Source organism: Kitasatospora sp. NPDC002543 (assembly GCF_053594915.1).
Window position 1 is genome coordinate 167624 of the sequence record NZ_JBSFWR010000003.1, and the last position, 25847, is coordinate 193470.

Below are 25847 nucleotides of genomic sequence, written 5' to 3' on the forward strand. Positions count from 1 at the left end.
CGGCGCTTCCCGGCGCGCCGTCCCCCCGCTCCCGGAGCGAACTGGACATAGTGCGACATACAGCCTGTCTTCCGAGTGCGCCGAGCACGTCCGGCATGTCGAGAGGTCCATCCGATGAGCAGCCAGCCGCCCCCGCCCGACCAGCCCGCGGAGGAGCCCGACGAACCCTCCGCGACCCTTCCGGCCGACCGGGCGGTGTTCGGCATCGGCGCGGTCCTGGTGCTGGCGGTGGTCGCCTGGGGCATCTTCGCCGAGGACTCGCTCGGCCGTACCTCCGACACCGCGCTCCGCTGGGTGCTGCACAACTTCGGCTGGCTGTTCGTGGTGGCCGGCGATGTCTTCCTGGCACTCAGCGTGCTGCTCGCGTTCAGCCGCTTCGGCCGGATCCGGCTCGGCCGCGACGACGACGAACCCGAGTTCTCCACCCTCGCCTGGATCGCCATGATGTTCAGCGCCGGCATGGGCATCGGCCTGATGTTCTACGGCGTCGGCGAGCCGCTCCAGCTCTTCGCCGCCCCGCAGCCCGGCTCCGGCCTGGAGCCGCAGAGCGCGGCCGCCGCCCAGCAGGCCCTGGAGTTCTCGCTCTTCCACTGGACCCTGCACCCGTGGGCGATCTACGCGGTCGGCGGTCTGGCCCTCGCCTACACCACCTTCCGCAAGGGCCGGGGCAACCGGATCTCCGCCGCCTTCGTCCCGCTGATCGGACAGCGGGGTGCGGACGGCTGGGCCGGGCGGACGATCGACCTGCTGGCGGTGTTCGCCACCGTCTTCGGCTCCGCGACCAGCCTCGGCCTCGGCGCGCTCCAGGTCGCCGACGGACTCGGCTACATCTCCTCCGTCCGCAACACCCAGAACGCCCAGCTGGTCATCATCGGCTCGCTGACCGCCGCGTTCGTGGTCTCCGCGTTCTCCGGGGTGCACAAGGGCGTGAAGTGGCTCTCCACCGCGAACGTCGTCCTGGCCTCGCTGATCATGCTCTTCGTCTTCGTGTTCGGCCCGACGGTGTTCGCCCTGGACGCGATCCCCTCCTCGGTCGGCGGCTACCTCTCCGACCTGCTCGCGATGTCCACCCAGACCGGCGCGTTCACCGACGAGGGCTGGCTCGGCTCCTGGACGATCTTCTACTGGGCCTGGTGGCTCTCCTGGGCGCCCTTCGTCGGCACCTTCATCGCGCGGATCTCGCGCGGCCGCACCATCCGGCAGTTCCTGCTCGGCGTACTGCTGGTGCCCAGCGGAGCGACGGTCGTCTGGTTCTGCGTGATGGGCGGCACCGCGATCCGGCTGGTCACCACCGGCGCGGCCGACCTGGTCGCGACCATCCCCCAAGGCCCGGAGGCCTCGCTGTTCGAGATGCTGCGCTCGCTGCCGCTCGGCTCGGTGACCAGCGTGGTCGCGGTGCTGCTGGTGATGACCTTCTTCATCACCAGCGCCGACTCGGCCTCGCTGGTGCTCGGCTCGCTCTCCAGCCGGGGCTCGCTGCATCCGCGCACCTGGCTGGTGGTGGTCTGGGGCGTGCTGATGGGCGGGGTCGCGGCGGCCCTGCTGCTGGCCGGCGGGCTCACCGCGCTCCAGAACGCGACGATCCTGGTCGCGCTGCCGTTCGTGGTGGTGATGCTGCTGCTGTGCGTCTCGCTGGTCAAGGAACTCCGCGAGGACCCGGCCGCCGCACCGGCCCGCTTCCACCCGCCGCACGGTCTGCGGGACGCCGTCCGGGAGGCCGTCGGCGACTCGGGAAAGCGCCGCTGACCAGCGCATACGCCCCGCCCGGCGACGGATGGGGCGTATGCGGCCAACCGACGCCCAACCCCCGTCCGGACTTCACCCCCGCGTACCGACCGTTCACACCGCCCTGGAAACCTCCCTGTCATGAACGCCAGCCCTCAGGCGCCCTACCAGGACCCGCGCTTCCCCCTGCCCCAACGGCACCGCCGGCTGCTCGCCGTCACCGCCGTCCTCGCCTCCATCGCCCTCGGCACGCTGGGCGTCGGCGCCACCGTGGAGACCGTCGAACACGGCCCCCTCGCCACCGCCTCCGCCAGCAAGTAGCACCCGCCCGACCACAGGGGCGACCTGCCCCGCCCAGCACCGCGGTCCACACCCCGGACCCGGTGCATTTCACTGCCCGCGCCCACGGCGCGGGCCGACGCGGCGACCGGGGCGTCACGCCGCCCGACGGGACGCCGCCCCTACGCCCACTGTTCGGCGCGGGGGACGGCCGGGGGCGGGATCAGCGGACCGGGGCGGGAGTGGCGGCCGGTGCCGGGGGCGGGGTGGAGGTCGGGGGCCGGGGCGTAGCGGGCGGCCGGGGGGCGCAGGCGCCAGGCCGGAGGGCGGGTGGGGTGGGGGGTGGGGGTCATCAGGGCGAGGCGGTGCAGCAGGTCGAGGGCGTCGCGCCGCAGGGCGGTGCGGTCGGCGAGGTAGCGGGCGGGGAGGCCGTACTCGTCCGCGATGTCGCCGAGGACGCCGTCTATCAGCGCGTCCGGGATCGGGACGTCGCCGGTCACCGGTTCGTCGGGCAGCGGGCGGACCTCCTCGACCAGGCGCTCGACCAGCAGCAGGGCGGCCTGGGCGAGGGTGCCGGTACCGGGGAGGGCGAGGTCGGTGAGTTCGGCGGCCGGGTCGAGCAGGGCGACGCCCTCGGCGCGCAGTTCGGCCTCCAGGCCGAGGAACTCGGCGAGCGCCGCGGGGCCGCTGAGCCGGTGCTCCCGCAGCCAGGCGCGGTGCTCCTGGGGGAGGTCGGCGGACAGGACGGCCGGTGTCTCGGCGAGCAGGCGGCGGACGGCGGTGGCGGGTTCGGCCTCGGCCGCGCGGCGGATCAGGTCGGCGGCGTCGTCGGCGAGGGCGGGCGGGCCGGCCGGGACGGCCCGGGCGAGTTCGCGGTCCACGGTCAGCACGAAGGAGTCGTCGGTCTGGTCGGCCGGCAGCTCGCCGAGCACCTGCCAGCTCGCCAACGCGGCCAGCGCCATGGCGAGGTCGGCCGGTTCGGCGGCGAGCTCGGGCGCGGCGGCGGCCATCGCGTCGAGCAGCCGCCGGTAGCCCAGCTCTTCCGGGGCGTCGACCAACAGGGCCAGCGCGAGGGCGAGTTGGGCATACCCTGCCGGGGTGAACGGCACGCCGGTGACGGGGTGTTCGAGGCGCCGGGCGGCGTCGGGGCCGAGGCCGGCCTTGCAGAGCCGGGCGTGCCAGGGGCCGACCACGAGGCGGTAGCCGAGCAGGGCGTCGAAGCGCTCGGCGAGCCAGTCGCGGTGACGGCGGATCAGCGGGAAGCCGTCGGCGTGCGGGCCGGAGGCGGTGACCAGCGGGTGGGCGAGCAGGAGCCGGGCGGCGATCCGGCGTTCGGCCGCCGGGAGCTCCTCGCCGGAACGATCCTGCGCGATCACGGTGGGCGGTGCCACCCGGGTCCGTTCGGGCCTGCGGTGCCGCCCCGGCCCGCCCGGCTTGGCACCTGACCGGACGACGGGCAGTTCGGCGTCGTCGCGCCGGGCCCGGCGCAGGCCGCCCTCGGTGCGGTCCTCGCGGGGGCGTACGGGCGCGGCCGGGTGCGCGCTGGGGCCGTGCCACCAGCTGACGTCGGGGTCGGCGGCGGGTTCCGCGGCGGCACCGAGGTGGCGGGCGGGGTAGAGGCCGAAGGAGGCGGCGCAGAGGTCGTCGGCGGTGCCGGGCGCGGCAGCGGCGAACCAGTGGGCCAGGCGCAGCAGTCCGGGGTCCGGCGAGAGCGTCGGGCCGTCGGCGGGCCCGGCTTCGCGTACGGCGAGGACGGCGTGGGCGGTTCCCCGTCCTGCCCCGCCCCTGCGCCCGTCCGGCCTGCCGGCGGCCACCCGGGTGGCGCCGACCGCGTAGTCCTGCTGATCCATGTCGGGGTCCAGACTAGACGGTGCCCGGGTCACCCGACGGCAGCAACCGCCGTCCTGAGGAAGTCTCCGCAAGAGCCCTCGAAGCGGCCGCCCGCGCTCCGCTCACCGGCCGCCCCGTCATCCGCCGCCCCCCACCGGGGTTACGCGCCGGTAACCCGCCCTTCCGCCGCCGGTCCGGCTCCTCTAGGGTCGGTCCGAAGCAGCGGACCACCGAGAGGCCACCCATGACTGTCCGGACCACCACCCGCGCCGGCCTCGGGGCACGTCTGCGCTCGGCCACCGGCCTGCTGGGCGGCTTCGCGGCCACCTCGGCGGCCCACCTGGGCGCGATCGCCTCCGGCGCCTCGGTGCTCCAGAACGCCACCAAGCCGGCCCTGATGCCGCTGCTGGCCGCGCACAGCGTGGCGGCCGCCGCGAAGGCCGGCCGCGAGGCGCCGAAGCTGCTGGCACCGGCGCTGCTGCTGAGCGCCGGCGGGGACGTGCTGCTCCAGCTGAAGAACGACCCCGCCTTCCTCGCGGGCATGGGCTCGTTCGCGGCCGCGCACGTCTGCTACGTGACGATGTTCGTCCAGCGCGGGGCGCTCACCGACCGCCGCCGCGCCCTGGTGGTCGCGGCCGCGTACGCGACGGCCTGGGTGGCCCTGGTCGGACAGCTCTGGCCGGACCTCGGGGACCTGCGCGTCCCGGTGGCCGGCTACAGCCTGCTGCTCGCCTCGACGGCCGTCACCTCGGCCGGGCTGGGCTGGCGGACCGGGCTGGGCGGCGCGCTGTTCCTGCTCTCCGACACTCTGATCGCCACCCAGCTGGCCAAGTGGCGGGAGCTGCCGGGCCATCAGTTCTGGATCATGGCGACCTATGTGCTGGCCCAGTACCTGCTGGCCGACGGCACCCTCCGGCACCAGGACCGGCTCCACCGCGAGGGCGGCGAGGAAGCCGGCGGGATCGGCGAGAGCAGCGGGAGCGCCGCTCCGCGGACCGCCTGACACGCCGCCGCGCTGCCGGTCCGGTCGGGACCCGGCGGCGCGGCCAGGGGCGCGCGGGCGCGCGGGGGCTGGGGACGTCAGGCGCCGCGCCTGCGCAGCAGCCAGAAGCCGCCGACACCGCCGGCGACCAGCGCGAGACCGCCGGCGAGCTCCGCCGGGTTCGCCGCGACCGAGCCGCCGAGGCCGGTCTGCACCGCTCCGTGCGGGGCGACCTGCTGGCCGCCGGCACCGGACTGCCCGAGTGACCCAGCCCACTCCCCCGCCGCCTCGCCCCATTCGCCGAGGCCCCGGTCAGGATTCGTCTGGGGGTTCTTGTCGGAGCCGCGGCCGGGGACGGTGGAGGCCACGGTGGTGACCGTGACGGTGGTGGCGAAGGCGCCGCCGTCCGGGCAGGTGCCGTCGACCTTGCTGTCCCCGGCGTGCTGGCCGGCCAGCCTGGCGGAGCCGCTGTGCTTGCCGTCGGGCCCCAGGGTGAGGGTCGCCGGACCGCCCTCGAACGCGGCGGAGCGGGCGGTGATGGTCTTGGCGTCGGGCTTGTCCGACTCCTCGCAGGAGACCGTGACCGTCACGGTCTGGCCCGGTGCGGCCTGGGACGGGCTGACCGAGGCCGAGCCGTCCCTGGCGGATGCGAGGGGGGCCGTCAGGCCGGTCAGCGCCGTCGCGCCGATCAGGGCGGCGGCGGCCGTACGCATGGGGCGCATGCCGGAACCTCCGGGATTCTCGGGCGCAGCCGGGGGACTCCCATGTCCACGTGGTCGATCGACTGCATCCGGTCACTCACCGACGGTAGGCACCCGCCCCGCGCTCGGCCAGCGCTCACGACCGTTCGGGTTACCACCCGTGACCCGTCGTGACGCCCGCCGAGGCGGGCCCGGCACCGGCCGCGGCGCCCGCCGTACGGCTCAGAGGTCGAGGTCCACCACGACCGGCGCGTGGTCCGAGGTGCCCTTGCCCTTGCGGGCCTCGCGGTCCACGTAGCTGTCGGAGACGGCGTCGGCGAAGGCCTTGTTGGCGTAGGTGAGGTCGATCCGCATGCCCCGGTTCTTGGGGAAGGCCAGCTGGCGGTAGTCCCAGTAGGTGTAGGGGCGGTCGTACTTGAGCGGGCGGGGCAGCACGTCCTGGAGGCCGATCTCGCCGAGGGCCGCCAGCGCCGCGCGCTCGACCGGGGTGACGTGGGTGAGGCCCTCGAAGGCGGCGGTGTCGAAGACGTCCTCGTCGGTCGGGGCGATGTTGAAGTCCCCGAGGACGGCGAACGGGCGGGAGCCGGCGGCGTCCTCGGCGGCGGCCTTGCGCAGCGCCTCCAGCCACTCCAGCTTGTACTGGTAGTGCGCGTGGCCGACCTCCCGGCCGTTGGGCACGTAGACCGACCAGACCCGGACCGGTCCGCAGGTCGCGGCGACGGCCCGCGGCTCGACCTCGGGCAGCAGGGCGCCGTCGGCGAGGTAGCCGGGCTGGTCGGGAAGGCCGCGCACGACGTCGTCCAGGCCGATCCGGGAGACGATCGCGACGCCGTTCCAGCGGCCGCTGCCGTGCGCGGCCGTCTCGTAGCCGAGCTCGCGGACCGCCTCGTACGGGAAGGCGTCGGCCGCGCACTTGAGCTCCTGGAGGCAGAGCACGTCGGGCTTGGCGCTCTCCAGCCACTCCAGGAGCTTGGGCAGCCGCGCGGTGACGGAGTTGATGTTCCAGGTGGCGATGCGGACGGTCACGGCGGGCGGCCTTCCCGGTGGTTCGGTGCGGACGGGCGTCCGGATGGACATGCGGACGGGGTGGGCCGCCCCTCACGAGGGTGGCCCACCCCGAACATACCGCCCGGCACCGACAGGCCGGCCCGATCAGCGAGTGGGCCGGACCACCGCGGCCGAGCCGCCGCCGCGTCGCACCGGTTCGGCGGCGGCCACCCAGCGGCCGTCCGGCAGCCGCTCCACGCCGGTGGCGGCACCGATCTCGCCGCCGTTGACGAAACCGTGCCCGAGTCCTTCCAGCGCGGCCCGCTCCGGCAGCGCCAGGAAGCTGGGCTCGGCCTGGGTCGTGGCGCTGTTGCGCTGGCTTGCGCGCGGAGCGGCGATGGCCTGCTCCAGGCTCAGGCCCCGGTCCAGGCGCCCGAGCAGCACCTGGAGGGTGGTGGTGATGATGGTCGCGCCGCCCGGGCTGCCGGTGGCGAGCAGCGGCTCGCCGTCGCGCAGCACGATCGTCGGGGACATCGAGGAGCGCGGCCGCTTGCCCGGGCCCGGCAGGTTGGGGTCGGGGACGCCGGGGGCGAGCGGGGTGAAGTCGAAGTCGGTCAGCTCGTTGTTGAGCAGGAAGCCCCGGCCGGGGACGGTGATGCCGCTGCCGCCGGTCTGCTCGATGGTGAGCGTGTAGGAGACGATGTCGCCCCAGCGGTCGGCGACCGTCAGGTGGGTGGTGTTGGGGCCCTCGTACGGCTCGGGGACCGCCTGGCCGGTGTCGGCGCAGGGGGCCGGGTGGCGCGGGTCGCCGGGGGCGAGCGGGCTGGTGAGCGCGTGGTCCGGGCTGATCAGGCAGGCCCGGGAGGCGGCGTAGCGCTCGGAGAGCAGTTGCTTGGTGGGGACGTCGTTGAAGGCCGGGTCGCCGACCCAGCGGTTGCGGTCCGCGAAGGAGATCCGGGAGGCCTCCAGGAAGTGGTGGTAGTACTGGGTGCCGCTGTACGCCGAGACGTCGCCGCCGTCCTCCAGGATGTTGAGCGCCTCGCCGACGGTGGTGCCGCCGGAGCTGGAGGGGGCCATCGCGTAGACGTCGTAGGCACCGTGGGAAACGTGGGTGGGCGCCTGGTCCCGGACCCGGTAGTCGGCGAGGTCGGTGGTGTCGACCCTGCCGGGGCGGGCGTTGCGGCCGGAGGCCGGGTCGACCGGCGGGTGCTGCACCGTGTCGGCGATGTCCCCGGCCAACTCGCCCTGGTAGAAGGCTTTTACGCCGTCCTTGGCGAGCAGCCGGTAGGTGGCGGCGAGGTCGGGGTTGCGCAGCACGCTGCCGGTCTCGGGGGGCTTGCCGTTCGGCAGGTAGAGCTTGGCGGTGGCCGGGAAGTCCTTGAACCGGGCGTAGTTGTCCGCGGTCTGGTTGCGGAAGGTGTCGTCCACGACGAAGCCGCCGTCGGCGATCCGCTCGGCCGGTTCGAGGTTCTGGGCCAGCGAGCGGGTGCCCCAGCGGCGCAGCGCCGCGTCCCAGGTGGCGGGGGTGCCGGGGACCCCGACGGACAGGCCGCTGGTGACGGCGTCGGCGAAGGCCAGCGGCTTGCCGTCCTCGAGGAACAGGCCGGTGTCGGCGGTGCGGCCGGCCGTCTCGCGGCCGTCGATGGTGTGCACCCGGCCGGTGGCGTGGTCGTAGTAGACGAAGTACCCGCCGCCGCCGATGCCGGAGGAGTACGGCTCGGTGACGCCCAGGGCCGCGGCCGCGGCGACGGCCGCGTCCACCGCGTTGCCGCCCTTGCGCAGCACCTCGATGCCGGCCGCGGTGGCGTCAGCGTCGACGGTGGCCACCGCCCCGCCCCAGCCCACCGCCTCCGGCACCTTCGACGGCGGGGCCGCGGCACCGGCCGGCCCGACGCTGGACCAGAGCAGTGCGGTGGTGAGTAACACCGATGGCGCGAGGCGGGTCAGAGCCCTCATCCGAGTCCTCCTGATTCGACGTCAACTCATCAGTTGTTCCACAGGAGGCATCATCCGACAACCACATCGGGGCTCTACTCACAAGTAGTTGACGCGCCGGCGCGGACGGGCCACGGGAGCCGCACCGGAGGCGGGGACGGAGGTCACGTTCCGGAGTCGATTCCGGACACATCCGATCATCTCCTTATGTGATCCATATACGGTGATCGGGTTCACCACGAAGCCACCACAAGAAGGACGCAGCTCCTCCGTGTATCCGCCGCCTCCCCCGCCCCTGCCGTCCCAGCTCCCGACACCTCACCGCCCCTGGTGGCAGCACCGGGCGGTGCACGTCGCCAGCTTCCTGCTCTTCCCGCTCGCGGCCTTCGGGATCGCCTGGAGCTGGCCCCGACCGCTCTGGCGCAAGGTCACCAGCACCGTGGTGGCAGCGTTCTGCAGCCTGGTGTGGCTCGGCGCGATCGTCGGCCCCAAGCCCGCGGACCAGACGCCCGCGCCGGCCGCGGTGGTGGCCACGGCGAGCCCGTCCGCGACCGGGACGCCGTCGGCGACCCCGACGCCCACGCCGACGCCGGATCAGACGGCGACGCAGCCGCCCGCCCCGGTCGAGACTCCGGCGGCCACGCCCACCCCGGAGCCGCCCGCACCCACCCAGGCCCCGCCCGCCCACGCCGAACCGCCCGCTCCGGCGGCGCCCCGGACCACCGCACCGGCCGCCCCGCACCCCGCCGACCCGGGCTCCGGCTCAGGGGGCTCGGCGTCGGGCGGCTCGACCACCGGCGGCAGCGGCTCCGGCGGCTCGACCACCGGCGGCAGCGGCTCCGGCGGCTCGGCCACCGGCGGGTCCGGCTCCGGCTCCGGCTCCGACGGCGGCTCCGGCGGGACGGTCCACTCCGGATCCTTCTGCTCGCCGGCCGGCGCGACCGGTGTGACCAGCAAGGGCACCCCGATGGTCTGCGGCCCCGGCAGCGACGGCCGCAACCGCTGGAAGTCGGCGGGCTGAGACCGGGCGGGCAAGGGCGCCGTGCACAGGTGCCGCGAACAACTGACAGCCGACAGCTGACAGATTTCAGCGAACAGATAACGTCATCTGTTCGCTGACATCTGAAACCTGTCGGCTGTCGGCTGTCGGCTGTCGGCTGCCCCCCTGACTACAGCGCGCTGCGCTCCACCCGCCGCCGCTTGATCGTCCGGAAGCGCCGCGCCACCTGCCGGGCCAGGTCGGCCGCGCCGACCAGGCCGGCCTCGTTGCCGAGGGCGGCGTGCACGATGGTGGCCTCCGGACGGAAGCCGCGCCCGGTGAGGGTGCGGCGGAAGGTGTCCCGGGCCGGGCCGAGCAGCAGGTCGCCCGCCTCGGAGACCCCGCCGCCGATCACGAAGCGGCCCGGGTCCAGCGCGGCGGCCAGGTTGGCGATGCCGACGCCGAGCCAGGTGCCGACCTCGTAGAGCAGCTCGGTCGCGGTCGGGTCGCCGTCCTGGGCGGCCTCGGTGACCAGCGGTCCGGTGATGCCCTCGACCGTACCGCCCGCCCGGGCCAGCAGCGGCTGCACCACCGGCGACTCCTCGGCCACAAGCTCGCGCGCGTCGCGCACCAGCGCGTTGCCGGAGGAGTACTGCTCCCAGCAGCCGCGGTTGCCGCACGGGCAGCGGTGGCCGCCGGGCAGCACCTGCATGTGCCCGAACTCGCCCGCCAGACCGTACTTGCCGCGGTCCACGTAGCCGTCCCGGACCACCGCGCCGCCGATGCCGGTGCCCAGCGTCAGCATCACCATGTGGTCCTCGCCGCGCCCGGCGCCGAAGCGCCACTCGGCCCAAGCGGCCGCGTTGGCGTCGTTCTCCACGATCACCGGGAACCGCAGCCGCTCGCTGAGCGCGTCCCGGAGCGGCTCGTTGCGCCAGTTGAGGTGCGGGGCGAACAGCACCTTGGAGCGGTCGGCGTCGACCCAGCCGGCCGCGCCGACGCCGACGGCGTGGACGTCGTGCCGGTCGGCGAGCTGGAGCACCAGCTCGACGATGACGTCCTCGACGACCTTGGGGCTCTTGCTCTTGTGCGGTGTGTCCGTGCGCAGCTTCTCCAGCACCTTGCCCTCGCCGTCCACCACCCCGGCGACCACCTTGGTGCCGCCGATGTCGACGCCGATGGTGGGCAGTCGCAGTATCCCGGCGGGCAGGGCGCGCCGGCGGCGCTCGGCGCGCGGGCCGAGGCCGAGCAGGGTGGGCAGGACGGGTGGCCGGGTGCTGCCTTGGGAGCTGGTCACGGCTTCGGACGCTCCTCACGGGAGTCGGGATCCCGGGGCTCGGAATCGCCGGGGTCGGAATCGGAAGAGCCGGACGCGGACGCCCCGGAGCCGGACGCGGATGCTCCGGAGCCGGACGCGGATGCTCCGGACGCCCCGGAGGCCGACGGCCGGGCCAGCTCGTGCGAGAGCTCGGCGAGGTCGGAGCCGCCGGCCATCTCGGTGGTGAGCTGTTCGAGGCTGATCTCGGCACGCGGGTGGCTGCCCGCCATCCGGCCCCGCTTGAGCAGGGTGAAGTGGTCGCCGACCAGGTACGCGTGGTGCGGGTTGTGGGTGATCAGCACGACTCCGAGCCCGGCGTCGCGGGCGGCGGTGACGTACTTGAGCACCACCCCGGACTGCTTGACGCCGAGCGCGGCGGTGGGCTCGTCCAGGATCAGCACCTTGGCGCCGAAGTGCACGGCGCGGGCGATCGCCACGCACTGGCGCTGCCCGCCGGAGAGGGTGCCGATCGGCCGGTCGACGTCCTGCAGGTCGATGCCCATCCGGGCGAGCGCGTCGCGGGTGGTGGCGCGCATCCCGTCGGCGTCCAGGCGCAGGCCGCCCCAGCGGCGCATGCCCTGCTCGGAGCCGAGGAAGAAGTTGCGCCAGACCGGCATCAGCGGGACGACCGCGAGGTCCTGGTAGACGGTGGCGATGCCGCGGTCCAGGGCCTGGCGCGGGGAGTCGAAGCGGACGTCCTCTCCGCCGACGGTCAGGATGCCCTCGTCGTGCCGGTGCAGCCCCGCGATGATCTTGATCAGGGTGGACTTGCCGGCCCCGTTGTCGCCGAGCACGCAGCTGATCTCGCCGGCCCGCAGGGTCAGCGAGACGTCCTGGAGCGCCCGGACGGTGCCGTAGCTCTTGCCCACGCCGTGCAGGGAGAGCAGTTCGCCCCCCGTGGACGCCGTGGGAACCGTCGAATCCTCGACCTTCATCGCGGCCCCCGCTCGGCCCGTCGCTTGACGTAGGCGTTCAGCAGCGCGGCCAGCAGCAGCATCGCGCCGAGGAAGAACTTGAACCAGTCCGGGTTCCACTGGGCGTAGATGATCCCCTTGCTGGCCATGCCGAAGATCAGCGCGCCGAGCGCGGAGCCGGCCACCGAGCCGTAGCCGCCGGTGATCAGGCAGCCGCCGATGACGGCCGCGACGATGTAGATCAGCTCGTTGCCGACGCCCTCGCCGGACTGCACGGTGTCGAAGGAGAACAGCAGGTGCTGGCCGAGCACCCAGGCGCCGAAGCCGACCCCCAGGTAGAGCAGGGTCTTGGTGCGGGCGACCGGCACGCCGACCGCGCGGGCCGCGTCCGCGTCGCCGCCGACCGCGAAGACCCAGTTGCCGAAGCGGGTGCGCAGCAACACCCAGCTGCCGACGACCAGCAGGCCCAGCCACCACCAGACGGTGGCCTTGATCGCGAGCCCGCCGATGGTCACCTCGGAGGCGAACAGCCAGCGGCAGGAGGCGAAGCCCTGCATGTCGGCGATCGACTTGGTGGAGACCGTCCCGGAGATCGCCTTGGTGACGCCCAGGTTGGCGCCGGTGAGCATCAGGAAGGTGCCGAGCGTGACGATGAAGCTGGGCAGCCGGGTGCGGCCGAGCATCCACCCGTTGAACCAGCCGATGGCCAGCGTGGTCGCCAGCGAGACCAGCACGCCGACCCAGGTCACCGCGGTGAGCTGGTACGAGACCATCGAGGAGGTCAGCGCGGCGGTGGTGACCAGCACGCCGGCCGAGAGGTCGAACTCGCCGCCGATCATCAGCAGCGAGACCGGCACGGCCATGATCCCGATGGTGGAGGCCGCGTACAGCACGGTGCCCAGCGAGGAGACCCGCAGGAAGGGTTCGGCGACGACGGCGAAGACCAGGAAGACGGCGACGGCGGCGATCAGCGAGCCCAGCTCGGGTCGGGCCAGGAGCCGGCGCAGGGCCGCCGGGCGCCCGTCGACCAGGCCGTCCCGGGCGAGGAGGTCGGGGGTGCTCACCTGGTCCCCCTCGCGACGTACTCGGCGAGCGCGTCGGCGTTGTCCTTGGTCAGGATCTGCGGGCCGGTCTCGACGGGCTTGCCGCCCCCGAGCATGTTCAGGTTGTACTTGTACAGCCACATCAGGTCGACGCCGGTGTAGCCCTGGAGGTAGGGCTGCTGGTCGACGGCGAAGCCGACGCTGCCGGACTTGAGCCCGGAGACCACCTGGGTGCCCAGGTCGAAGGTGTCCAGCTCGACGGCGCGGTGGGCGTCCTGGACGGCCTGGAGGCCGGTGGCGGCCATCGGGCCGGAGAGGGTGAGCACGGTGTCGATGGCCGGGTCGGCCTGGAGCTTGGCGGAGATCGCGGCGCGGGCGTCGGGCATGTCGACGCCGTTGACGTAGAGCACCTGGAAGGCGCCGCCGGCCTTGGACTGGGCGCCGGAGCAGCGCTGCTCCTGGCCGACGTTGCCCTGCTCGTGGATCACGCAGAGCACGTTCTTGCGGCCGCGCGAGGCCAGCTCGGTGCCGGCCGCCTGGCCGGCGGTGGCCTCGTCCTGGCCGATGTGGGTGAGCGCGCCGAACTTCTGCGAGTACTCCTGGCCGGAGTTGATGGTGATCACGGGGATGCCGGCGGCCTTGGCCTTGCCGAGGACGTCGGCCATCGCGTCGCCCTTGGCGAGGGTGACCAGCAGGCCGTCGACCTTCTGGTCGATGGCGGCCTGGACGAGCTGGACCTGGTTCTGGGTCTGCGCGTCGTTGGAGTACAGGAAGGTGATGTTGTCCTTGGCGGCGGCCTGCTCGGCGCCCTTGCGCACAGTGTCCCAGAAGGCGTCGCCGGCTCCGGCGTGGGTCACCATGGCGACCTTCCAGCGCGGGGTGGTGACGGCGCTGCCGCCGGTGGCCGCGGCCTTGGCGCGGGCCTCCTCGGCGCGTCTGCCTCCGGTACTGCTGCAACCGGCCGCGGTGACCGCGAGTGCCAGGACGGCACAGACGGGCCAGAAGCGGCGGGACGGGCGAAAGCGGGTGATGCTCATCCCCATAGTCTCCCTGCCCGGGCCGCGCGGGATCGCACCGCCTCGCCCGGCAGCCCGAACGGCCTGGGAGGTATGGTGCCCCGGGGGACCTTTCCTGGTAGTTCGCTGAACATCTGGTCCGGACGACGTCTGTCCGGGTGGCAGACTAGGCGCCGATCCGAAGGAGGTTCATCACAAGAAAGTGATGTTCCTCTCAGGTTCCGCACAGATTCGGACGGCAACCGATCATCGGCCCATCACCGTCTGATGCCATTGACGTGCGTTCGGGCGAGTGGGCCCCGGGCGGCGTGCGACCCGGATACGAGAACTCGATGGATCTGACAGGTACGCCATTCTTCCTCCTCACCGTCATCCTGGTGCCGGTGTCCATCACAGTGGCGCTGCTGTTCTGGGGAAGGGTCGGCGGCCCGCAGCCGGTACGCTACCTCACCCGAATCGTCATGATCATGTTCTGCCAGGTCACGGCCGTCCTGATGGTCTTCGTGATGGTCAACAACGCCAACCTGATCTACGGCAACTGGGACGACCTGCTCGGCACCGGCAACCACGTCCGCGCGGTGCCGGTGGTGGCACCGGTCGACCCGGCCGCCACCGCCCCGGGCCACTCCGGTGACGCCGCCAAGGAGCCGCCGAAGGTCAAGCAGAGCTTCAGCGCCGTCGACGACCCGGCGGTGCCGAAGGACGTCCAGCGGACCGAGCTCAAGGGACAGGTGTCCGGGGTCGACGGCGAGGTGCTGGTCTGGCTGCCGCCGCAGTACGACGACCCGGCGTTCAAGGACAAGAAGTTCCCCGTGGTCGAGCTGATCCCGGGCTACCCCGGCTCCTCCTCCACCTGGTACGGCACCCTCAAGGTCTCCGAGCAGCTGAAGCCGCTGATGCAGCAGGGCAAGGTCGCCCCGTTCATCCTGGTCTCGCCCCGCACCAAGCTGCTGAACAACCAGGACGCGGGCTGCACCGACATCCCCGGCAAGATCAACGCCGACGCCTGGGTCACCCGTGACGTCCCGCAGATGGTGCTGGACAACTTCCGCGCCGACCCGTCCTCGGACCGCTGGGCGATCGCCGGCTACTCGGCCGGCGCGCACTGCGCGGCCAAGCTGTCGCTGGCCCACCCCAACCGTTACCGGGCCGCCATCGCGATGTCCGGCTACAACGACCCGGCCCAGGAGCCGGACTCCCTGGTCGGCAAGGACGCCAAGCTGCGCGAGGCCAACAACCCGGTCAACATCCTGAAGACCTCCCCGCAGCCGCCGAAGGTCTCCCTGCTGGTCAGCGGCTCCAAGGGGGACGGCTACGAGGACGGCGAGGCGATCCGCGCCGCGGCCAAGGCCCCGACCACCGTCCAGGTCGAGGAGGGCACCGGCCCGCACACGACCGAGCAGTGGAAGAAGATGGTCCCGTCCGCCTTCCAGTGGCTGACCTCGATCATCCCGGTGCAGTGACCCGCCCCGGGTAGGACCGACAGCGGAAGGGCCCGTCGCGACCGGTGGTCGCGGCGGGCCCTTCCCGTACGTCCGGGCGCGGCGTCAGGCCAGCTCCAGCGCCAGGTAGAAGTCCACCCGGTCCTCCAGCCGGGAGAGGTCACGCCCGGTCAGCTCCTCGATCCGGCCGATCCGGTACCGCAGGGTGTTCACGTGGACGTGCAGCCGGGCGGCGCAGCGGGTCCAGGAGCCGTCCGAACGCAGGAAGGCCTCCAGGGTGCGGACCAGGTCCGCCTGGTGCTCGATGTCGTACGCGATCACCTTGTCCAGCAGCCGGCCGCGGAAGGCGCGACGCACCTCGTCCGGGACGGCGGCCAGCAGCAGGACGTGCGAGGCGAGCTCCTCGGGGCCCGCGACGCAGACCCGGCCGATCCGGGAGGCCGCGATCCGGCGGGCGTGCCGGGACTCCTCCAGGGCGCCGCGCAGACCGCCGGCCTCCGAGGCGGGGGCGGAGACGCCGAGGGTGATCCGGCCCTCCGAGCCGAGCCCGGCCTCCAGCGGGGCGAGCAGCTCGCGCAGGGTGTCGGCGGGCACCGGGCCCTCCAGCGCGGGCAGCACCACCACGGCGCCGGTGCCCGTCCCGGCGACCAGGGCACGGTCGGTGACCCCGCCGAGCGCCTCCTCCAGCGCCGCCCGCACGACGCCCTCCGGCAGGCCGGTGCCCTCGGCGCTGAGCACCAGCCAGGAGCCTTCCTCCGCTTGGGACTTGGGCTCCGGGCTCTCGTAGCGGGCGGCCATCGCGGAGGAGGCGTAGAGGCTGCGGCTGATCTCGGCCGGGTCGGCGTCGCGGCGCAGCAGGGCGAGCACCTCGTCGGCGAGCCGGCGGCGCAGCCGACGGCCCTCGTCGCGGCGGTGGCGCTCGGCGGCGACCAGCCGGGCCAGGTTCTCGGCGAGCTGCTGGCGCTTGGTGGTCCACTCGGTGACGTCGCCGGCCACCGCGAGCACCCAGTCGACCAGCGGGCAGTCGGGCTGCGGGGCGTCCTGCTCGCCGGACGCCGGGGCGGGCAGCAGGGAGTAGGAGCCGCCGGCCAGCCGGGCCCGGTGCGGGGGGCGGCGGCGCTGGCGCTGGGCTGCGAGGTGGGCGCGGACCAGCTGGTCGCGGTCCTGGGCGGAGAGCCGGTCGGCGGGGCCCGCGATCACCGCGCCGGTCGGGGTGAGCACCCAGCAGTCCAGGTCCAGGTCGCCGCCGAGCAGGTCCAGCACCGCGTCCAGCCCGCCGCCGCCGGCCGCCGAGACGAGCAGGCGGTGCCGGTCGACCAGGGCGGCGAGGTCGGCGGCGCGATCGGCGGAGACCTGGCGGCCGATGAACTCGGTGACGGTGCCGAAGGCGATGTCGTCGGGGACGGCGAGCAGCGGCATCCGGTGCCGGCGGCACGCCTCGACCAGGTCCTCGGGCACCGGGCCGACCTCGGCCTCACCGGCAGCCAGGGCCACCGCGCCGCCGGCCGCGAGGGTGCGCACGAAGCGCTCGGAGTCGGCCGGGACGGTGCGCCAGAGCATGCCGGTGAGCACCAGTTCGCCGCCGTGCAGGTAGCGGCCCGGGTCCTGGAGGTCCGTCGTCATCACACCGCTGACCTGCCGGTCCAGCTCTTCCTCGGCCGCGAGCAGGCGCAGTCGCGGGGCACCGGGGGCGAGCAGGTCACGGACGCGCATCCGCGGACTCCTTAACGGGGCTTGGGGGGAGGGATGAAGGGGTAACGATAGGGCCTGGCCGTGCGGGCGTCCGCCCGGGCCCGTAGCCCGCGCACCACCGCCGGACTACGGTCGTAGGTAGCACCCGGCGAACACCCGGGCTGCGAGATTCTCCTCCTTAGAGGAACGTACAGGATGCCGGGCGGGCTCACAGCCGGGGCTTCATGCCATCGGTGACTGCCAGTGGGCCGCGTCACAGCGGTTCACTGGGCGACACGCCGCCGGGCTCCCGGCGGGCGACGACTTGAGGAGACACCCGCATGGAGTTCCTTCGGCCCGCCACCTGGGACGAGGCACTCGCGGCGAAGGCCGAGTACCCGACCGCGCTGCCGATTTCGGGCGGCACGGACGTCATGGTCGAGCTGAACTTCGACGTGCACCGGCCATCCGCGATTCTCGACCTGAACCGCATCACCGAACTCGCCGAATGGTCGAACGACGACGGCGTCGTGCGGCTCGGCGCCGCCGTCCCGTACACCCGGATCATCGCCGAGCTGGCCGGTCCGCTGCCCGGGCTGGCGCTGGCTGCCCGCACCGTCGGCTCGCCGCAGATCCGCAACCGCGGCAGCGTCGGCGGCAACCTCGGCGCGGCCTCCCCGGCCGGCGACTCGCACCCGGCGCTGCTGGCGGCCGGGCGGGACGTGTTCGTCGAGGCGGCCTCGGTGCGCGGCACCCGGCTGATCCCGATCGACGACTTCTACACCGGGGTGAAGCGCAACTGCCTGGCCGCCGACGAACTGATCCGGGCCGTGCGGATCCCGGTGGCGGACGGGCCGCAGCAGTTCTCGAAGATCGGCACCCGCAACGCGATGGTGATCGCGGTCTGCGCGTTCGGCTTCGCCCTGCACCCGCGGAGCGGGACCGTCGGCACCGGGATCGGCTCGGCCGCCCCCACCCCGCGCCGCGCCGTCGAGGCCGAGGAGTACCTCGCGGGGGTGCTCGCCGGGCGCGGGCTGTGGGAGTCCGGGGGACCGCTGGGCAGCGAGGTGGTGCGGCGCTTCGGCGAGCTGGTGAAGGCCGCGGCCTCGCCGATCGACGACGTCCGGGGCACCGCCGACTACCGCCGGCACGCGCTCGCCGTGATGGCCCGCCGCACCCTCACCTGGACCTGGAACGACTACGGCAAGCAGATCGGGAGCGCGGCATGAGGGTCACTTTCACCGCCAACGGCAGGCCGGTCGAGGCCGACGACGTGTGGGAGGGCGAGAGCCTGCTGTACGTGCTGCGCGAGCGGGTCGGCCTGCCGGGCTCGAAGAACGCCTGCGAGCAGGGCGAGTGCGGCTCCTGCACCGTCTACCTGGACGGCGTCCCGGTCTGCTCCTGCCTGGTCGCGGCCGGCCAGGTGCAGGACCGCGAGGTGCGCACGGTCGAGGGCCTGGGCGCGGAGGACGGCGAACTGGGCCTGGTCCAGCAGGCGTTCGTCGACGCCGGGGCCGTGCAGTGCGGCTTCTGCACCCCCGGGCTGCTGGTGCAGACGGACGCGCTGCTGGCGGACGACCCGCAGCCGAGCGACGACGACATCCGCGAGGCGCTGTCCGGCAACCTGTGCCGCTGCACCGGCTACGAGAAGATCATGGACGCGGTGCGGCTGGCCTCGGCCCGCACCTGCGCGGAAGCGGGGGCCACGGAAGCGGGGGCCGGCGCATGAGCGGCACGACGAACGGCACCACGAGCGGCGCCACGAGCGGCACCACGAGCGGCGCCACGAGCGGCACCACGAGCGGCACCACGGACGGACCGACGGCTCAGCGGACGGCCCAACGGACCATCCGGGGCCAGAAGAACCTGCAGAACATCAACCAGGCGGCCAAGGACGGCGTCGGCGGCTCGCCGCTGCGCCCGGACGGCAACCTGAAGGTCCGGGGCGAGTTCGCCTACTCCTCCGACCTGTGGCACGAGGACATGCTCTGGGGCACGGCGCTGCGCTCCCCCCACCCCCGGGCGAACATCCTCTCGGTGGACGTCTCCGAGGCGCTCAAGGTGCCCGGGGTGTACGCGGTGCTGACCCACGAGGACATCCCCGGCTCGAAGTACTACGGCCTGGAGATCCAGGACCAGCCGGTCCTGGCCATCGACCGGATCCGCTACCACGGCGAGGCGATCGCGCTGGTCGCCGCCGACCACCCGGAGACGGCCCGCCGCGCGGTGAAGAAGATCGCCGTCGAGTACGAGGTGCTCACCCCGATCGTCACCGAGGAGCAGTGCCTCGACCCGGAGACGTACGGGTACGTGCACGAGCCCCACGAGTACAAGTCCCACGCGTACGGCAACATCTGCCACGAGCAGCGGCTGGTCTCCGGCCGCGGCGTGACCGACGAGGTGCGGGCGCTGGCGGACGTGGTCGTCAGCGGCGACTACGAGGTCGGCATGCAGGACCAGGCCTTCCTCGGCCCGGAGTCCGGACTCGCGGTGCCCGCCGAGGACGGCGGCGTCGACCTCTACATCGCCACCCAGTGGCTGCACGTGGACCGCCGGCAGATGGCGCCGGTGCTCGACCTGCCGGAGGAGAAGGTCCGGCTCACCCTGGCCGGCGTCGGCGGCGCGTTCGGCGGCCGCGAGGACCTGTCGATGCAGATCCACGCCTGCCTGCTGGCCCAGCACACCGGCAAGCCGGTCAAGATCGTCTACTCCCGGGACGAGTCCTTCTTCGGCCACGTGCACCGCCACCCGGCCCGGATGCACTACGAGCACGGCGCCACCCGGGACGGCAAGCTGGTGTACGCCGACGCCCGGATCGTGCTGGACGGCGGCGCGTACGCCTCCGCCTCCCCCGCCGTGGTCGGCAACGCGGCCTCGCTCGGGCACGGCCCGTACGTGATCCCGAACGTGCGGATGCACGCCGTCGCGCTGTACAGCAACAACCCGTCCTGCGGGGCGATGCGCGGCTTCGGCGCGGTGCAGGCGGCGTTCGGCTACGAGTCGCAGATGGACAAGCTGGCCGCCGAACTGGGCATGGACCCGGTCGAGTTGAGGCAGCTCAACGCGATGTCCGAGGGCGACTTCATGCCCACCGGCCAGCAGATCGACTCCCCCGCGCCGGTGGCCGAACTGCTGCGCCGGGCCAAGGAGATGCCGCTGCCGCCGCCACTGGACACCGAACACCCGGACATCCGCCGGCTGCCCGGCGCGCTCTCCAACACCTCGCACGGCGAGGGGATCGTCCGCGGCGTCGGCTACTCGGTCGGCATCAAGAACGTCGGCTTCTCCGAGGGCTTCGACGACTACTCCACGGCGCGGGTGCGGCTGGAGGTGATCGGCGGCGAGCCGGTCGCCATGGTGCACACCGCGGCGGCCGAGGTCGGCCAGGGCGGCGTCACCGTGCACGCCCAGATCGCCCGCACCGAGCTGGGCGTCGAGCAGGTCACCATCCACCCGGCCAACACCGAGGTGGGGTCGGCCGGTTCGACCTCCGCCTCGCGCCAGACGTACATGACCGGCGGCGCGGTGAAGCTGGCCGCCGAGGCGGTGCGCCGGGAACTGTTCGACAAGGGGCGGCGGCGCTACGGCTGGACCCACGACGACCTGCTGCTCGCCGGCGGCAAGGTGGTGTCGGCCGCGGCCGGCGTGCTGGTCTCCATCGTCGACCTGCTCGGCGACGAGGCCATCGAGCAGACCCGCGAGCACCACCACCGGCCCACCCAGGCCTTCGACCCGCAGACCGGCCAGGGCTTCGGCCACGTCCAGTACACCTTCTGCGCCAACCGCGCGGTGGTGGACGTGGACGTGGAGCTGGGCCTGGTCAAGGTGGTCGAGCTCACCGCCGTCCAGGACGTCGGCAAGGCGCTCAACCCGCTGTCCGTGGTCGGCCAGATCCAGGGCGGCTGCACCCAGGCGCTGGGCCTCGCGGTGATGGAGGAGATCATCGTGCGGGACGGCAAGGTCCGCAACGCCTCCTTCACCGACTACCTGATCCCCACCATCCTGGACACCCCGCCGATCCCAGTGGACATGCTCGAACTGCCCGACCCCAACGCCCCGTACGGGCTGCGCGGGGTCGGCGAGGCGCCGACCGTCTCGGCGACACCGTCCATCGTGGCCGCCATCCGCGCCGCCACCGGGCTGGCGCTCAACCGGATCCCGGTCCGGCCGGAGCACCTGACCACCGAACGTCCCGTCTGAGAACCGGAGTTCGGCACCCCGGGGCGGCGGCCGTCCGTCCTCCGCGCCGCCCCGGGGCTCCCCGCACCCTGCCCTTTGCCCCCTGCCCCTGCCCCTGCCACCCTTGATCCACCCGCTGCCCCGCCCACGCCGGGGCGCGCAGCGGTGCGCTCGCCCCCACCGGCCGCACTCCGCGCCCACCGCCTCCCGCCGCGGGTGCCGCCGGCGCCCCAGTGAGTCGATACGTCCCCCTACGCCGCTTCGTTGACCGGCAGTCAGGTCGGCTCGCCCACCCCAACCCCCTTTGACACTTGGGAGTGGACATGCCCAGGATCCCCACGGAGCCCGGCACCACCGAAGACAGACCGGCGGACGACACAACCGCCGGGAACCGCCCCACCGGCGCCCTGGACGCCTACTTCAGGATCTCGGCCCGGGGATCGACCCTCGCCGCCGAACTGCGCGGTGGGCTCACCACCTTCATGGCGATGGCGTACATCATCCTGCTCAACCCGATCATCCTGAGCGGCGCCGACGTCACCGGCGCCACCCTGGACCGCGCCGCGCTGACCACCGCCACCGCGCTGGCCGCCGCCGTCACCACCGTCCTGATGGGCCTGGTCGGCAACGTGCCGCTCGCGCTCGCCGCCGGGCTCTCCGTCTCCGGCGCGGTCTCGGCCCTGGTCGTCCCGCACACCACCTGGGCCCAGGCCATGGGCCTGTGCGTGATCTACGGCCTGCTGATCGTGCTGCTGGTCGTCTCCGGGCTGCGCGAGCGGGTCATGAACGGGATCCCGCTGCCACTCAAGCACGCCATCACCATCGGCATCGGCCTGTTCGTCACGGTGATCGGCCTCTACAAGGCCGGGTTCATGCACACCGGCGGCCCCACCCCGCTCTCGCTCGGCCCGGCCGGCGAGCTGGCCGGCTGGCCGGTCCTGGTCTTCTGCGTCACCCTGCTGACGATCTTCGTGCTGATGGCGCGCGGCACCCGCGGCGCCATCCTGATCGGCATCGCGGGCGGCACCGTACTCGCGATGGTCGTCAACAGCGCCGCGCACATCCCCGCCGAGGCCTGGAGGAGCTCGGTACCGGTCTGGCCCGGCAGTCCGGTCTCCGCACCGGACTTCGGCCTGTTCGGCCACGTCGACCTGTTCGGCGCCTTCGGCGCGCACGGCATGGGCGCGATCAGCGCCTCGGTCGCGGTGTTCACCCTGGTGCTGGCCGGCTTCTTCGACGCGATGGCCACCATCATCGGCGTCGGCACCGAGGCCGGACTGGCCGACCGGCGGGGCCGGATGCCCGGGCTGTCCAGGGCACTGTTCATCGACGGCGCGGGCGGCGCGGTCGGCGGGCTGGCGGGCGCCTCCGGGCAGACCGTCTTCGTCGAGTCCGCCACCGGCGTCGGCGACGGCGCCCGCACCGGGCTCGCCTCCACCGTCACCGGCGCCCTGTTCGCGCTGATGCTGTTCTTCTCGCCGATCGCCGGGATCGTCCCGGTCGAGGTGGCCTCGGCCGCCCTGGTCGTGATCGGCTCGATGATGATGAGCCAGGCCCGGCACATCGACTGGGCCGACCGCGAGGTGGCCGTCCCGGCCTTCCTCACCTGCGTGCTGATGCCGTTCACGTACAGCATCACCGCGGGCGTCGCGGCCGGCGTCGTCTCGTACACCGCCATCAAGGCCGGGGTCGGGCGGTGGCGCGAGCCCGGGGCGCTGATGTGGATCCTCACCGCGGTGTTCGTGGTGTACTTCGCGATCACCCCGGTCAAGTCCTGGCTGGGCGTGCACTAGACGTCCGTCCCCTGCCGCACCCCGCCCCCGTTCCCCGTTCCCCGCCGCCGCTTGGGCGCCACCGCCGCCGTACGGGATCGTTTCCCGTACGGCGGCGTCTCCCGCTACTGTCGAAACCGTGTAAGGAGCCCTCCCCATGCAGGACATCGCCGAGCAGCTGCGGGCCTGGCACGCGTCCGGGCGCCGCTTCGCCGTGGCCACCGTGGTCGGTGTCTCCGGCAGCGCTCCGCGCGACCCCGGGGCGGCCCTGGCCGTGGACGCGGACGGCGAGGCGGTCGGCAGCGTCTCCGGCGGCTGCGTCGAGGGCGCGGTGTACGAGCTGTGCCGGGCCGCCATCACGAGCGGCGAGCCGGTGCTGGAACGCTTCGGGTACAGCGACGAGGACGCCTTCGCGGTGGGTCTGACCTGCGGCGGCGTCCTGGACGTGTTCGTCCAGCCGGTGGTGCCGGGGGCCGACGCCGGGCTGGACACCGGGATCGCGCACATCGCGGCCGGCACGCCGGTGGCGCTGGTGCGGGTGATCGCCGGGCCGGGCGGGCCGGGCGGGCTGGTCGGGGCCACGCTGGCGGTCACCGCCGACGGCGTCACCGGCGCCCTCTCCCCCGCCCCCTCCACGGTCGGCGGACTGGAGCGGGCGGTCGTCGTGCGGGCCCGGGCGATGCTGGAGGCCGGACGCACCGGCCGGCTCGTGCTCGGCCTGGACGGCCGCCCCTGCGACGACCGCCGGCAGGGCACCGTCACCTGCTTCGTCGAGTCGTACGTGCCCGCGCCGCGGATGCTGGTGTTCGGGGCGATCGACTTCGCGGCCGCGGTGGTGCGGATCGGCAAGTTCCTGGGCTACCACGTGACCGTCTGCGACGCCCGGCCCGTCTTCGCCACCGCCCGTCGCTTCCCGGAGGCCGACGAGGTGGTGGTCGACTGGCCGCACCGCTACCTGGACTCCCAGCTCGGCCGGATCGACGGGCGCACCGTGCTCTGCGTACTCACCCACGACGCCAAGTTCGACATCCCGCTGCTGGAGCGCGCCCTGCGGCTGCCGGTCGGCTACGTCGGCGCGATGGGCTCGCGCCGCACCCACCGGGACCGCGTGGCCCGGCTGCGCGAGGCGGGACTCGGCGAGGCCGAACTGGCCCGCCTGCGCTCCCCGATCGGCCTGGACCTCGGCGCCCGCACCCCGGAGGAGACGGCGGTCTCGGTCGCCGCCGAGATCGTCGCCCACCGGCGCGGCGGCAGTTGCCTGCCGCTGAGCGCCTCGGACGGGCCGATCCATCACGACCTGCCTCGCGCGGCGACGGAGGGTGACGCCGAGGGCACGGCGAGCGGCCCGAATCCCCGTACCCACGCGGCCTGAACCGGAACGCACTCCGGATCCGCTCACGTTGCGTGGCCACCGGCTCGGCGGGAGGCTGGAGTTGCGGGCTCTCCCGAGCCCGGGGAAGGAGCAGGGATCATGCGTGCCCTGCTGGAGGTCGAACTCGACACCGCGGCCTCGAACAAGCTCATCACCGAGGGAACGATCGGCGAAGGGATCCAGCAGATCCTCGACCGGATCAAACCGGAGGCGGCCTACTTCCTCAGCCGCCACGGCCGCCGCACCATGGTCTTCGTCGTCGACGTCGCGGACGAGGCCTCGCTGCCGTCCCTCGCCGAGCCGTTCTGGCTGCAACTCGAAGCCACCGTCGACCTGAACATCTGCATGACCGCCGACGAGCTCACGGAGGGACTCAAGCGCCTCCACGGCTGATCGGGCCCGGGACGGACGGTCAGTCGCCCAGCGCCAGCTTCACACCGAAGCCCATCACCACCGCGCCGGTCACCCGGTCCATCAGCCGCCGGGCGGCCGGCTTGCGCAGCCAGCCGCGCAGCACCCGGGCGAAGCCCACCAGGACGGTCGACCAGAGCAGGCCTTCGACCACGTGCACGCAGGTCAGCGCCACGCCGGCGGCGAAGTGCGGGACCCCGGCCGGGATGAACTGCGGCAGCACGGCCACGTAGAAGACCCCGACCTTGGGGTTCAGCAGATTGGTCAGCGTGCCCCGCCGCCAGCCGTGCGCGAACCCGCCGTCCTCCGGCTCCTCCTCGACCGCCGCCTCGCCGCCCCGGTTGCGCAGCATCCCGATGCCCATCCACACCAGGTACGCCGCACCCGCCCAGCGCAGGGTCTCGTAGGCCACCTGCGAGGCGGTCAGCAGCGCCGTCACCCCGGCCGAAGTCAGCGTCCCCCAGAGCAGCGTCCCGGTCTGGATCCCCAGCACGACCCCCCACGCCTGCCGGCGCCGCCCCAGGGCCGAGGTCCGCAGGACCAGCGCCGTGTCGAGTCCGGGCGTGAGCGTGAGCAGCCCCACGACGAGGGCGAAGGACCACAGGGCGGTTGTCATCTCCATGGGCCTCGATGCTCTCACAGCCCCGGGCGGCCCCGTCGGCCGCCCGTCAGTCCGCCGACCCCGGAGGAACGACCCACTCCGTCGGCTGGCCGGTGACGGCAGCGACCATGTCGTAGTCGCCGTCGTAGTGCAGCACGGTGGCGCCATGGCGCTCAGCGGTGGCAGCGATGACGAGGTCCGGCACCGACAGCGCCCGCCAGTTGCCCGACGAGGTGAGGAGGGCCTGCACCTCGATGGCCCGGTCCCAGACTTCGTCGGGCGTGGGCAGCCAGTCGAAGCCGCTCAGGCCCTCCCGGATCTGCAGGGCGTCGGCTTTGGAAAGGGCACTGTGCATGATCTCCAGTTCGACAGCGCCGCAGATGGCTACGAGCCCTCTGCTGATCATCGGCCTGAGGACCGACCTGACCACCGGCTTGGAGAAGCGAGCGAAAGCCGACTTGTCGATCAGGAAGCGCTCACTCATCCTTTTCCACCGGCCCGGTGAGATCAGGCAGTCCGCCCTCGGCGAGCCAGGCCATGAAGGTCTCACGCTTGCGGCGCTTCACGAGATCCTCAAGGGCGGCGTTGACGGTGGCCACCTTGGTCGTCGTACCAAGGATCTCGGCGGCCTCGGCCAACAGTTCGTCGTTGACGTCTATCACGGTACGAGCCATGGTCGGCCTCCCAAGC

Annotated in this window: 23 protein-coding genes; 11 read left to right on the forward strand and 12 right to left on the reverse strand. The window is 73.4% G+C overall.

Going from position 1 to position 25847, the window contains the following annotated elements:
• Positions 1–114 precede the first annotated feature (114 nt).
• Together ACWD4P_RS02765 and ACWD4P_RS02770 are read left to right on the forward strand one after the other, a co-directional pair.
• The gene (locus tag ACWD4P_RS02765; protein WP_359825369.1) at positions 115–1746 is read left to right on the forward strand and encodes a BCCT family transporter; all 1632 of its coding nucleotides are present in this window, start codon (positions 115–117) and stop codon (positions 1744–1746) included.
• Positions 1747–1866: 120 nt separating this feature from the next.
• Entirely contained in the window at positions 1867–2046 is a 180-nt protein-coding gene (locus ACWD4P_RS02770) for a hypothetical protein (protein WP_359825366.1), read from the forward strand.
• A gap of 140 nt (positions 2047–2186) precedes the next feature.
• Here ACWD4P_RS02770 and ACWD4P_RS02775 read toward each other — a convergent pair whose 3' ends face one another.
• Positions 2187–3854: a DUF2398 family protein gene (locus ACWD4P_RS02775; RefSeq protein ID WP_449778331.1), complete on the reverse strand. Its 1668-nt coding sequence runs from the start codon at positions 3852–3854 to the stop codon at positions 2187–2189.
• A gap of 224 nt (positions 3855–4078) precedes the next feature.
• Between ACWD4P_RS02775 and ACWD4P_RS02780 the strand changes: the two genes are divergently transcribed.
• Positions 4079–4837 (forward strand): lysoplasmalogenase, encoded by a 759-nt coding sequence (locus ACWD4P_RS02780; RefSeq protein WP_359825362.1) that lies wholly within the window; start codon positions 4079–4081, stop codon positions 4835–4837.
• A 77-nt stretch (positions 4838–4914) separates the two neighbouring features.
• Here the strand turns inward: ACWD4P_RS02780 and ACWD4P_RS02785 are convergent, their stop codons facing one another.
• The 3 genes from ACWD4P_RS02785 to ggt all read right to left on the reverse strand — a co-directional run bounded on the left by ACWD4P_RS02785 (position 4915) and on the right by ggt (position 8460).
• Positions 4915–5538, reverse strand: coding sequence for a hypothetical protein (locus tag ACWD4P_RS02785; RefSeq protein WP_449778332.1), 624 nt, complete (start codon positions 5536–5538; stop codon positions 4915–4917).
• Between the two features lie 201 nt (positions 5539–5739).
• Positions 5740–6594: an exodeoxyribonuclease III gene (locus ACWD4P_RS02790; protein ID WP_449778333.1), complete on the reverse strand. Its 855-nt coding sequence runs from the start codon at positions 6592–6594 to the stop codon at positions 5740–5742.
• 75 nt (positions 6595–6669) lie between these two features.
• Entirely contained in the window at positions 6670–8460 is a 1791-nt protein-coding gene (gene ggt, locus ACWD4P_RS02795; protein ID WP_449778334.1) for a gamma-glutamyltransferase, read from the reverse strand.
• A gap of 325 nt (positions 8461–8785) precedes the next feature.
• Here ggt and ACWD4P_RS02800 point away from each other — a divergent pair, with 325 nt between their 5' ends.
• Positions 8786–9460, forward strand: coding sequence for a hypothetical protein (locus ACWD4P_RS02800; protein ID WP_449778335.1), 675 nt, complete (start codon positions 8786–8788; stop codon positions 9458–9460).
• 148 nt (positions 9461–9608) lie between these two features.
• Here ACWD4P_RS02800 and ACWD4P_RS02805 read toward each other — a convergent pair whose 3' ends face one another.
• From ACWD4P_RS02805 to ACWD4P_RS02820, 4 genes are read right to left on the reverse strand one after another with little or no spacing between them, the layout of a single operon-like run.
• Entirely contained in the window at positions 9609–10715 is a 1107-nt protein-coding gene (locus ACWD4P_RS02805) for an ROK family glucokinase (RefSeq protein ID WP_449778336.1), read from the reverse strand.
• A complete protein-coding gene (locus tag ACWD4P_RS02810) occupies positions 10712–11671 on the reverse strand; it encodes an ATP-binding cassette domain-containing protein (RefSeq protein ID WP_449778337.1) in 960 nt (319 codons plus the stop codon). Before ACWD4P_RS02810 ends, ACWD4P_RS02805 begins: the two co-directional genes overlap by 4 nt.
• The gene (locus ACWD4P_RS02815) at positions 11668–12714 is read right to left on the reverse strand and encodes an ABC transporter permease (RefSeq protein WP_359825485.1); all 1047 of its coding nucleotides are present in this window, start codon (positions 12712–12714) and stop codon (positions 11668–11670) included. The genes ACWD4P_RS02810 and ACWD4P_RS02815 overlap by 4 nt, the downstream gene beginning before the upstream one ends.
• Positions 12711–13724 (reverse strand): substrate-binding domain-containing protein, encoded by a 1014-nt coding sequence (locus tag ACWD4P_RS02820; RefSeq protein WP_449778367.1) that lies wholly within the window; start codon positions 13722–13724, stop codon positions 12711–12713. Before ACWD4P_RS02820 ends, ACWD4P_RS02815 begins: the two co-directional genes overlap by 4 nt.
• 368 nt (positions 13725–14092) lie before the next feature.
• Between ACWD4P_RS02820 and ACWD4P_RS02825 the strand changes: the two genes are divergently transcribed.
• Positions 14093–15172: an alpha/beta hydrolase gene (locus ACWD4P_RS02825; protein ID WP_359825491.1), complete on the forward strand. Its 1080-nt coding sequence runs from the start codon at positions 14093–14095 to the stop codon at positions 15170–15172.
• A gap of 84 nt (positions 15173–15256) precedes the next feature.
• Here ACWD4P_RS02825 and ACWD4P_RS02830 read toward each other — a convergent pair whose 3' ends face one another.
• On the reverse strand, positions 15257–16864 hold the full coding sequence (locus tag ACWD4P_RS02830; protein WP_449778338.1) for a PucR family transcriptional regulator: 1608 nt from the start codon (positions 16862–16864) through the stop codon (positions 15257–15259).
• 299 nt (positions 16865–17163) lie between these two features.
• On the opposite strand from ACWD4P_RS02830, the gene ACWD4P_RS02835 reads away from it, so the two are divergent.
• The 6 genes from ACWD4P_RS02835 (at position 17164) to ACWD4P_RS02860 (ending at position 24538) form a co-directional block, all read left to right on the forward strand.
• Positions 17164–18051, forward strand: coding sequence for an FAD binding domain-containing protein (locus ACWD4P_RS02835; protein ID WP_449778339.1), 888 nt, complete (start codon positions 17164–17166; stop codon positions 18049–18051).
• Positions 18048–18551 (forward strand): (2Fe-2S)-binding protein, encoded by a 504-nt coding sequence (locus tag ACWD4P_RS02840; RefSeq protein ID WP_359825499.1) that lies wholly within the window; start codon positions 18048–18050, stop codon positions 18549–18551. Before ACWD4P_RS02835 ends, ACWD4P_RS02840 begins: the two co-directional genes overlap by 4 nt.
• Entirely contained in the window at positions 18548–21022 is a 2475-nt protein-coding gene (gene pucD, locus ACWD4P_RS02845) for a xanthine dehydrogenase subunit D (protein ID WP_449778340.1), read from the forward strand. Before ACWD4P_RS02840 ends, pucD begins: the two co-directional genes overlap by 4 nt.
• Positions 21023–21324: 302 nt before the next feature.
• Positions 21325–22794: an NCS2 family permease gene (locus tag ACWD4P_RS02850; protein ID WP_449778341.1), complete on the forward strand. Its 1470-nt coding sequence runs from the start codon at positions 21325–21327 to the stop codon at positions 22792–22794.
• 136 nt (positions 22795–22930) lie between these two features.
• Positions 22931–24145, forward strand: coding sequence for an XdhC family protein (locus ACWD4P_RS02855; protein ID WP_449778342.1), 1215 nt, complete (start codon positions 22931–22933; stop codon positions 24143–24145).
• 99 nt (positions 24146–24244) lie between these two features.
• Complete coding sequence (locus ACWD4P_RS02860) at positions 24245–24538, forward strand: hypothetical protein (RefSeq protein WP_449778343.1); 294 nt, start codon at positions 24245–24247, stop codon at positions 24536–24538.
• Between the two features lie 19 nt (positions 24539–24557).
• Here the strand turns inward: ACWD4P_RS02860 and ACWD4P_RS02865 are convergent, their stop codons facing one another.
• From ACWD4P_RS02865 to ACWD4P_RS02875, 3 genes are read right to left on the reverse strand one after another with little or no spacing between them, the layout of a single operon-like run.
• Positions 24558–25178: a LysE family translocator gene (locus tag ACWD4P_RS02865; protein ID WP_359825512.1), complete on the reverse strand. Its 621-nt coding sequence runs from the start codon at positions 25176–25178 to the stop codon at positions 24558–24560.
• A 46-nt stretch (positions 25179–25224) separates the two neighbouring features.
• Positions 25225–25641: a PIN domain-containing protein gene (locus tag ACWD4P_RS02870; RefSeq protein ID WP_449778344.1), complete on the reverse strand. Its 417-nt coding sequence runs from the start codon at positions 25639–25641 to the stop codon at positions 25225–25227.
• Entirely contained in the window at positions 25634–25831 is a 198-nt protein-coding gene (locus ACWD4P_RS02875) for a type II toxin-antitoxin system VapB family antitoxin (RefSeq protein WP_449778345.1), read from the reverse strand. The genes ACWD4P_RS02870 and ACWD4P_RS02875 overlap by 8 nt, the downstream gene beginning before the upstream one ends.
• Between the last annotated feature and the right edge of the window lie 16 nt (positions 25832–25847).

Excerpts from the sequence above, each read along its gene's own strand:
- ACWD4P_RS02765 (WP_359825369.1), top strand. The coding sequence starts at position 115 with ATGAGCAGCCAGCCGCCCCCGCCCGACCAGCCCGCGGAGGAGCCCGAC.
- ACWD4P_RS02770 (WP_359825366.1), top strand. The coding sequence starts at position 1,867 with ATGAACGCCAGCCCTCAGGCGCCCTACCAGGACCCGCGCTTCCCCCTG.
- ACWD4P_RS02775 (WP_449778331.1), bottom strand. The coding sequence starts at position 3,854 with ATGGATCAGCAGGACTACGCGGTCGGCGCCACCCGGGTGGCCGCCGGC.
- ACWD4P_RS02780 (WP_359825362.1), top strand. The coding sequence starts at position 4,079 with ATGACTGTCCGGACCACCACCCGCGCCGGCCTCGGGGCACGTCTGCGC.
- ACWD4P_RS02785 (WP_449778332.1), bottom strand. The coding sequence starts at position 5,538 with ATGCGCCCCATGCGTACGGCCGCCGCCGCCCTGATCGGCGCGACGGCG.
- ACWD4P_RS02790 (WP_449778333.1), bottom strand. The coding sequence starts at position 6,594 with ATGTCCATCCGGACGCCCGTCCGCACCGAACCACCGGGAAGGCCGCCC.
- ggt (WP_449778334.1), bottom strand. The coding sequence starts at position 8,460 with ATGAGGGCTCTGACCCGCCTCGCGCCATCGGTGTTACTCACCACCGCA.
- ACWD4P_RS02810 (WP_449778337.1), bottom strand. The coding sequence starts at position 11,671 with ATGAAGGTCGAGGATTCGACGGTTCCCACGGCGTCCACGGGGGGCGAA.
- ACWD4P_RS02830 (WP_449778338.1), bottom strand. The coding sequence starts at position 16,864 with ATGCGCGTCCGTGACCTGCTCGCCCCCGGTGCCCCGCGACTGCGCCTG.
- ACWD4P_RS02835 (WP_449778339.1), top strand. The coding sequence starts at position 17,164 with ATGGAGTTCCTTCGGCCCGCCACCTGGGACGAGGCACTCGCGGCGAAG.
- ACWD4P_RS02840 (WP_359825499.1), top strand. The coding sequence starts at position 18,048 with ATGAGGGTCACTTTCACCGCCAACGGCAGGCCGGTCGAGGCCGACGAC.
- pucD (WP_449778340.1), top strand. The coding sequence starts at position 18,548 with ATGAGCGGCACGACGAACGGCACCACGAGCGGCGCCACGAGCGGCACC.
- ACWD4P_RS02850 (WP_449778341.1), top strand. The coding sequence starts at position 21,325 with ATGCCCAGGATCCCCACGGAGCCCGGCACCACCGAAGACAGACCGGCG.
- ACWD4P_RS02855 (WP_449778342.1), top strand. The coding sequence starts at position 22,931 with ATGCAGGACATCGCCGAGCAGCTGCGGGCCTGGCACGCGTCCGGGCGC.
- ACWD4P_RS02860 (WP_449778343.1), top strand. The coding sequence starts at position 24,245 with ATGCGTGCCCTGCTGGAGGTCGAACTCGACACCGCGGCCTCGAACAAG.
- ACWD4P_RS02865 (WP_359825512.1), bottom strand. The coding sequence starts at position 25,178 with ATGGAGATGACAACCGCCCTGTGGTCCTTCGCCCTCGTCGTGGGGCTG.
- ACWD4P_RS02870 (WP_449778344.1), bottom strand. The coding sequence starts at position 25,641 with ATGAGTGAGCGCTTCCTGATCGACAAGTCGGCTTTCGCTCGCTTCTCC.
- ACWD4P_RS02875 (WP_449778345.1), bottom strand. The coding sequence starts at position 25,831 with ATGGCTCGTACCGTGATAGACGTCAACGACGAACTGTTGGCCGAGGCC.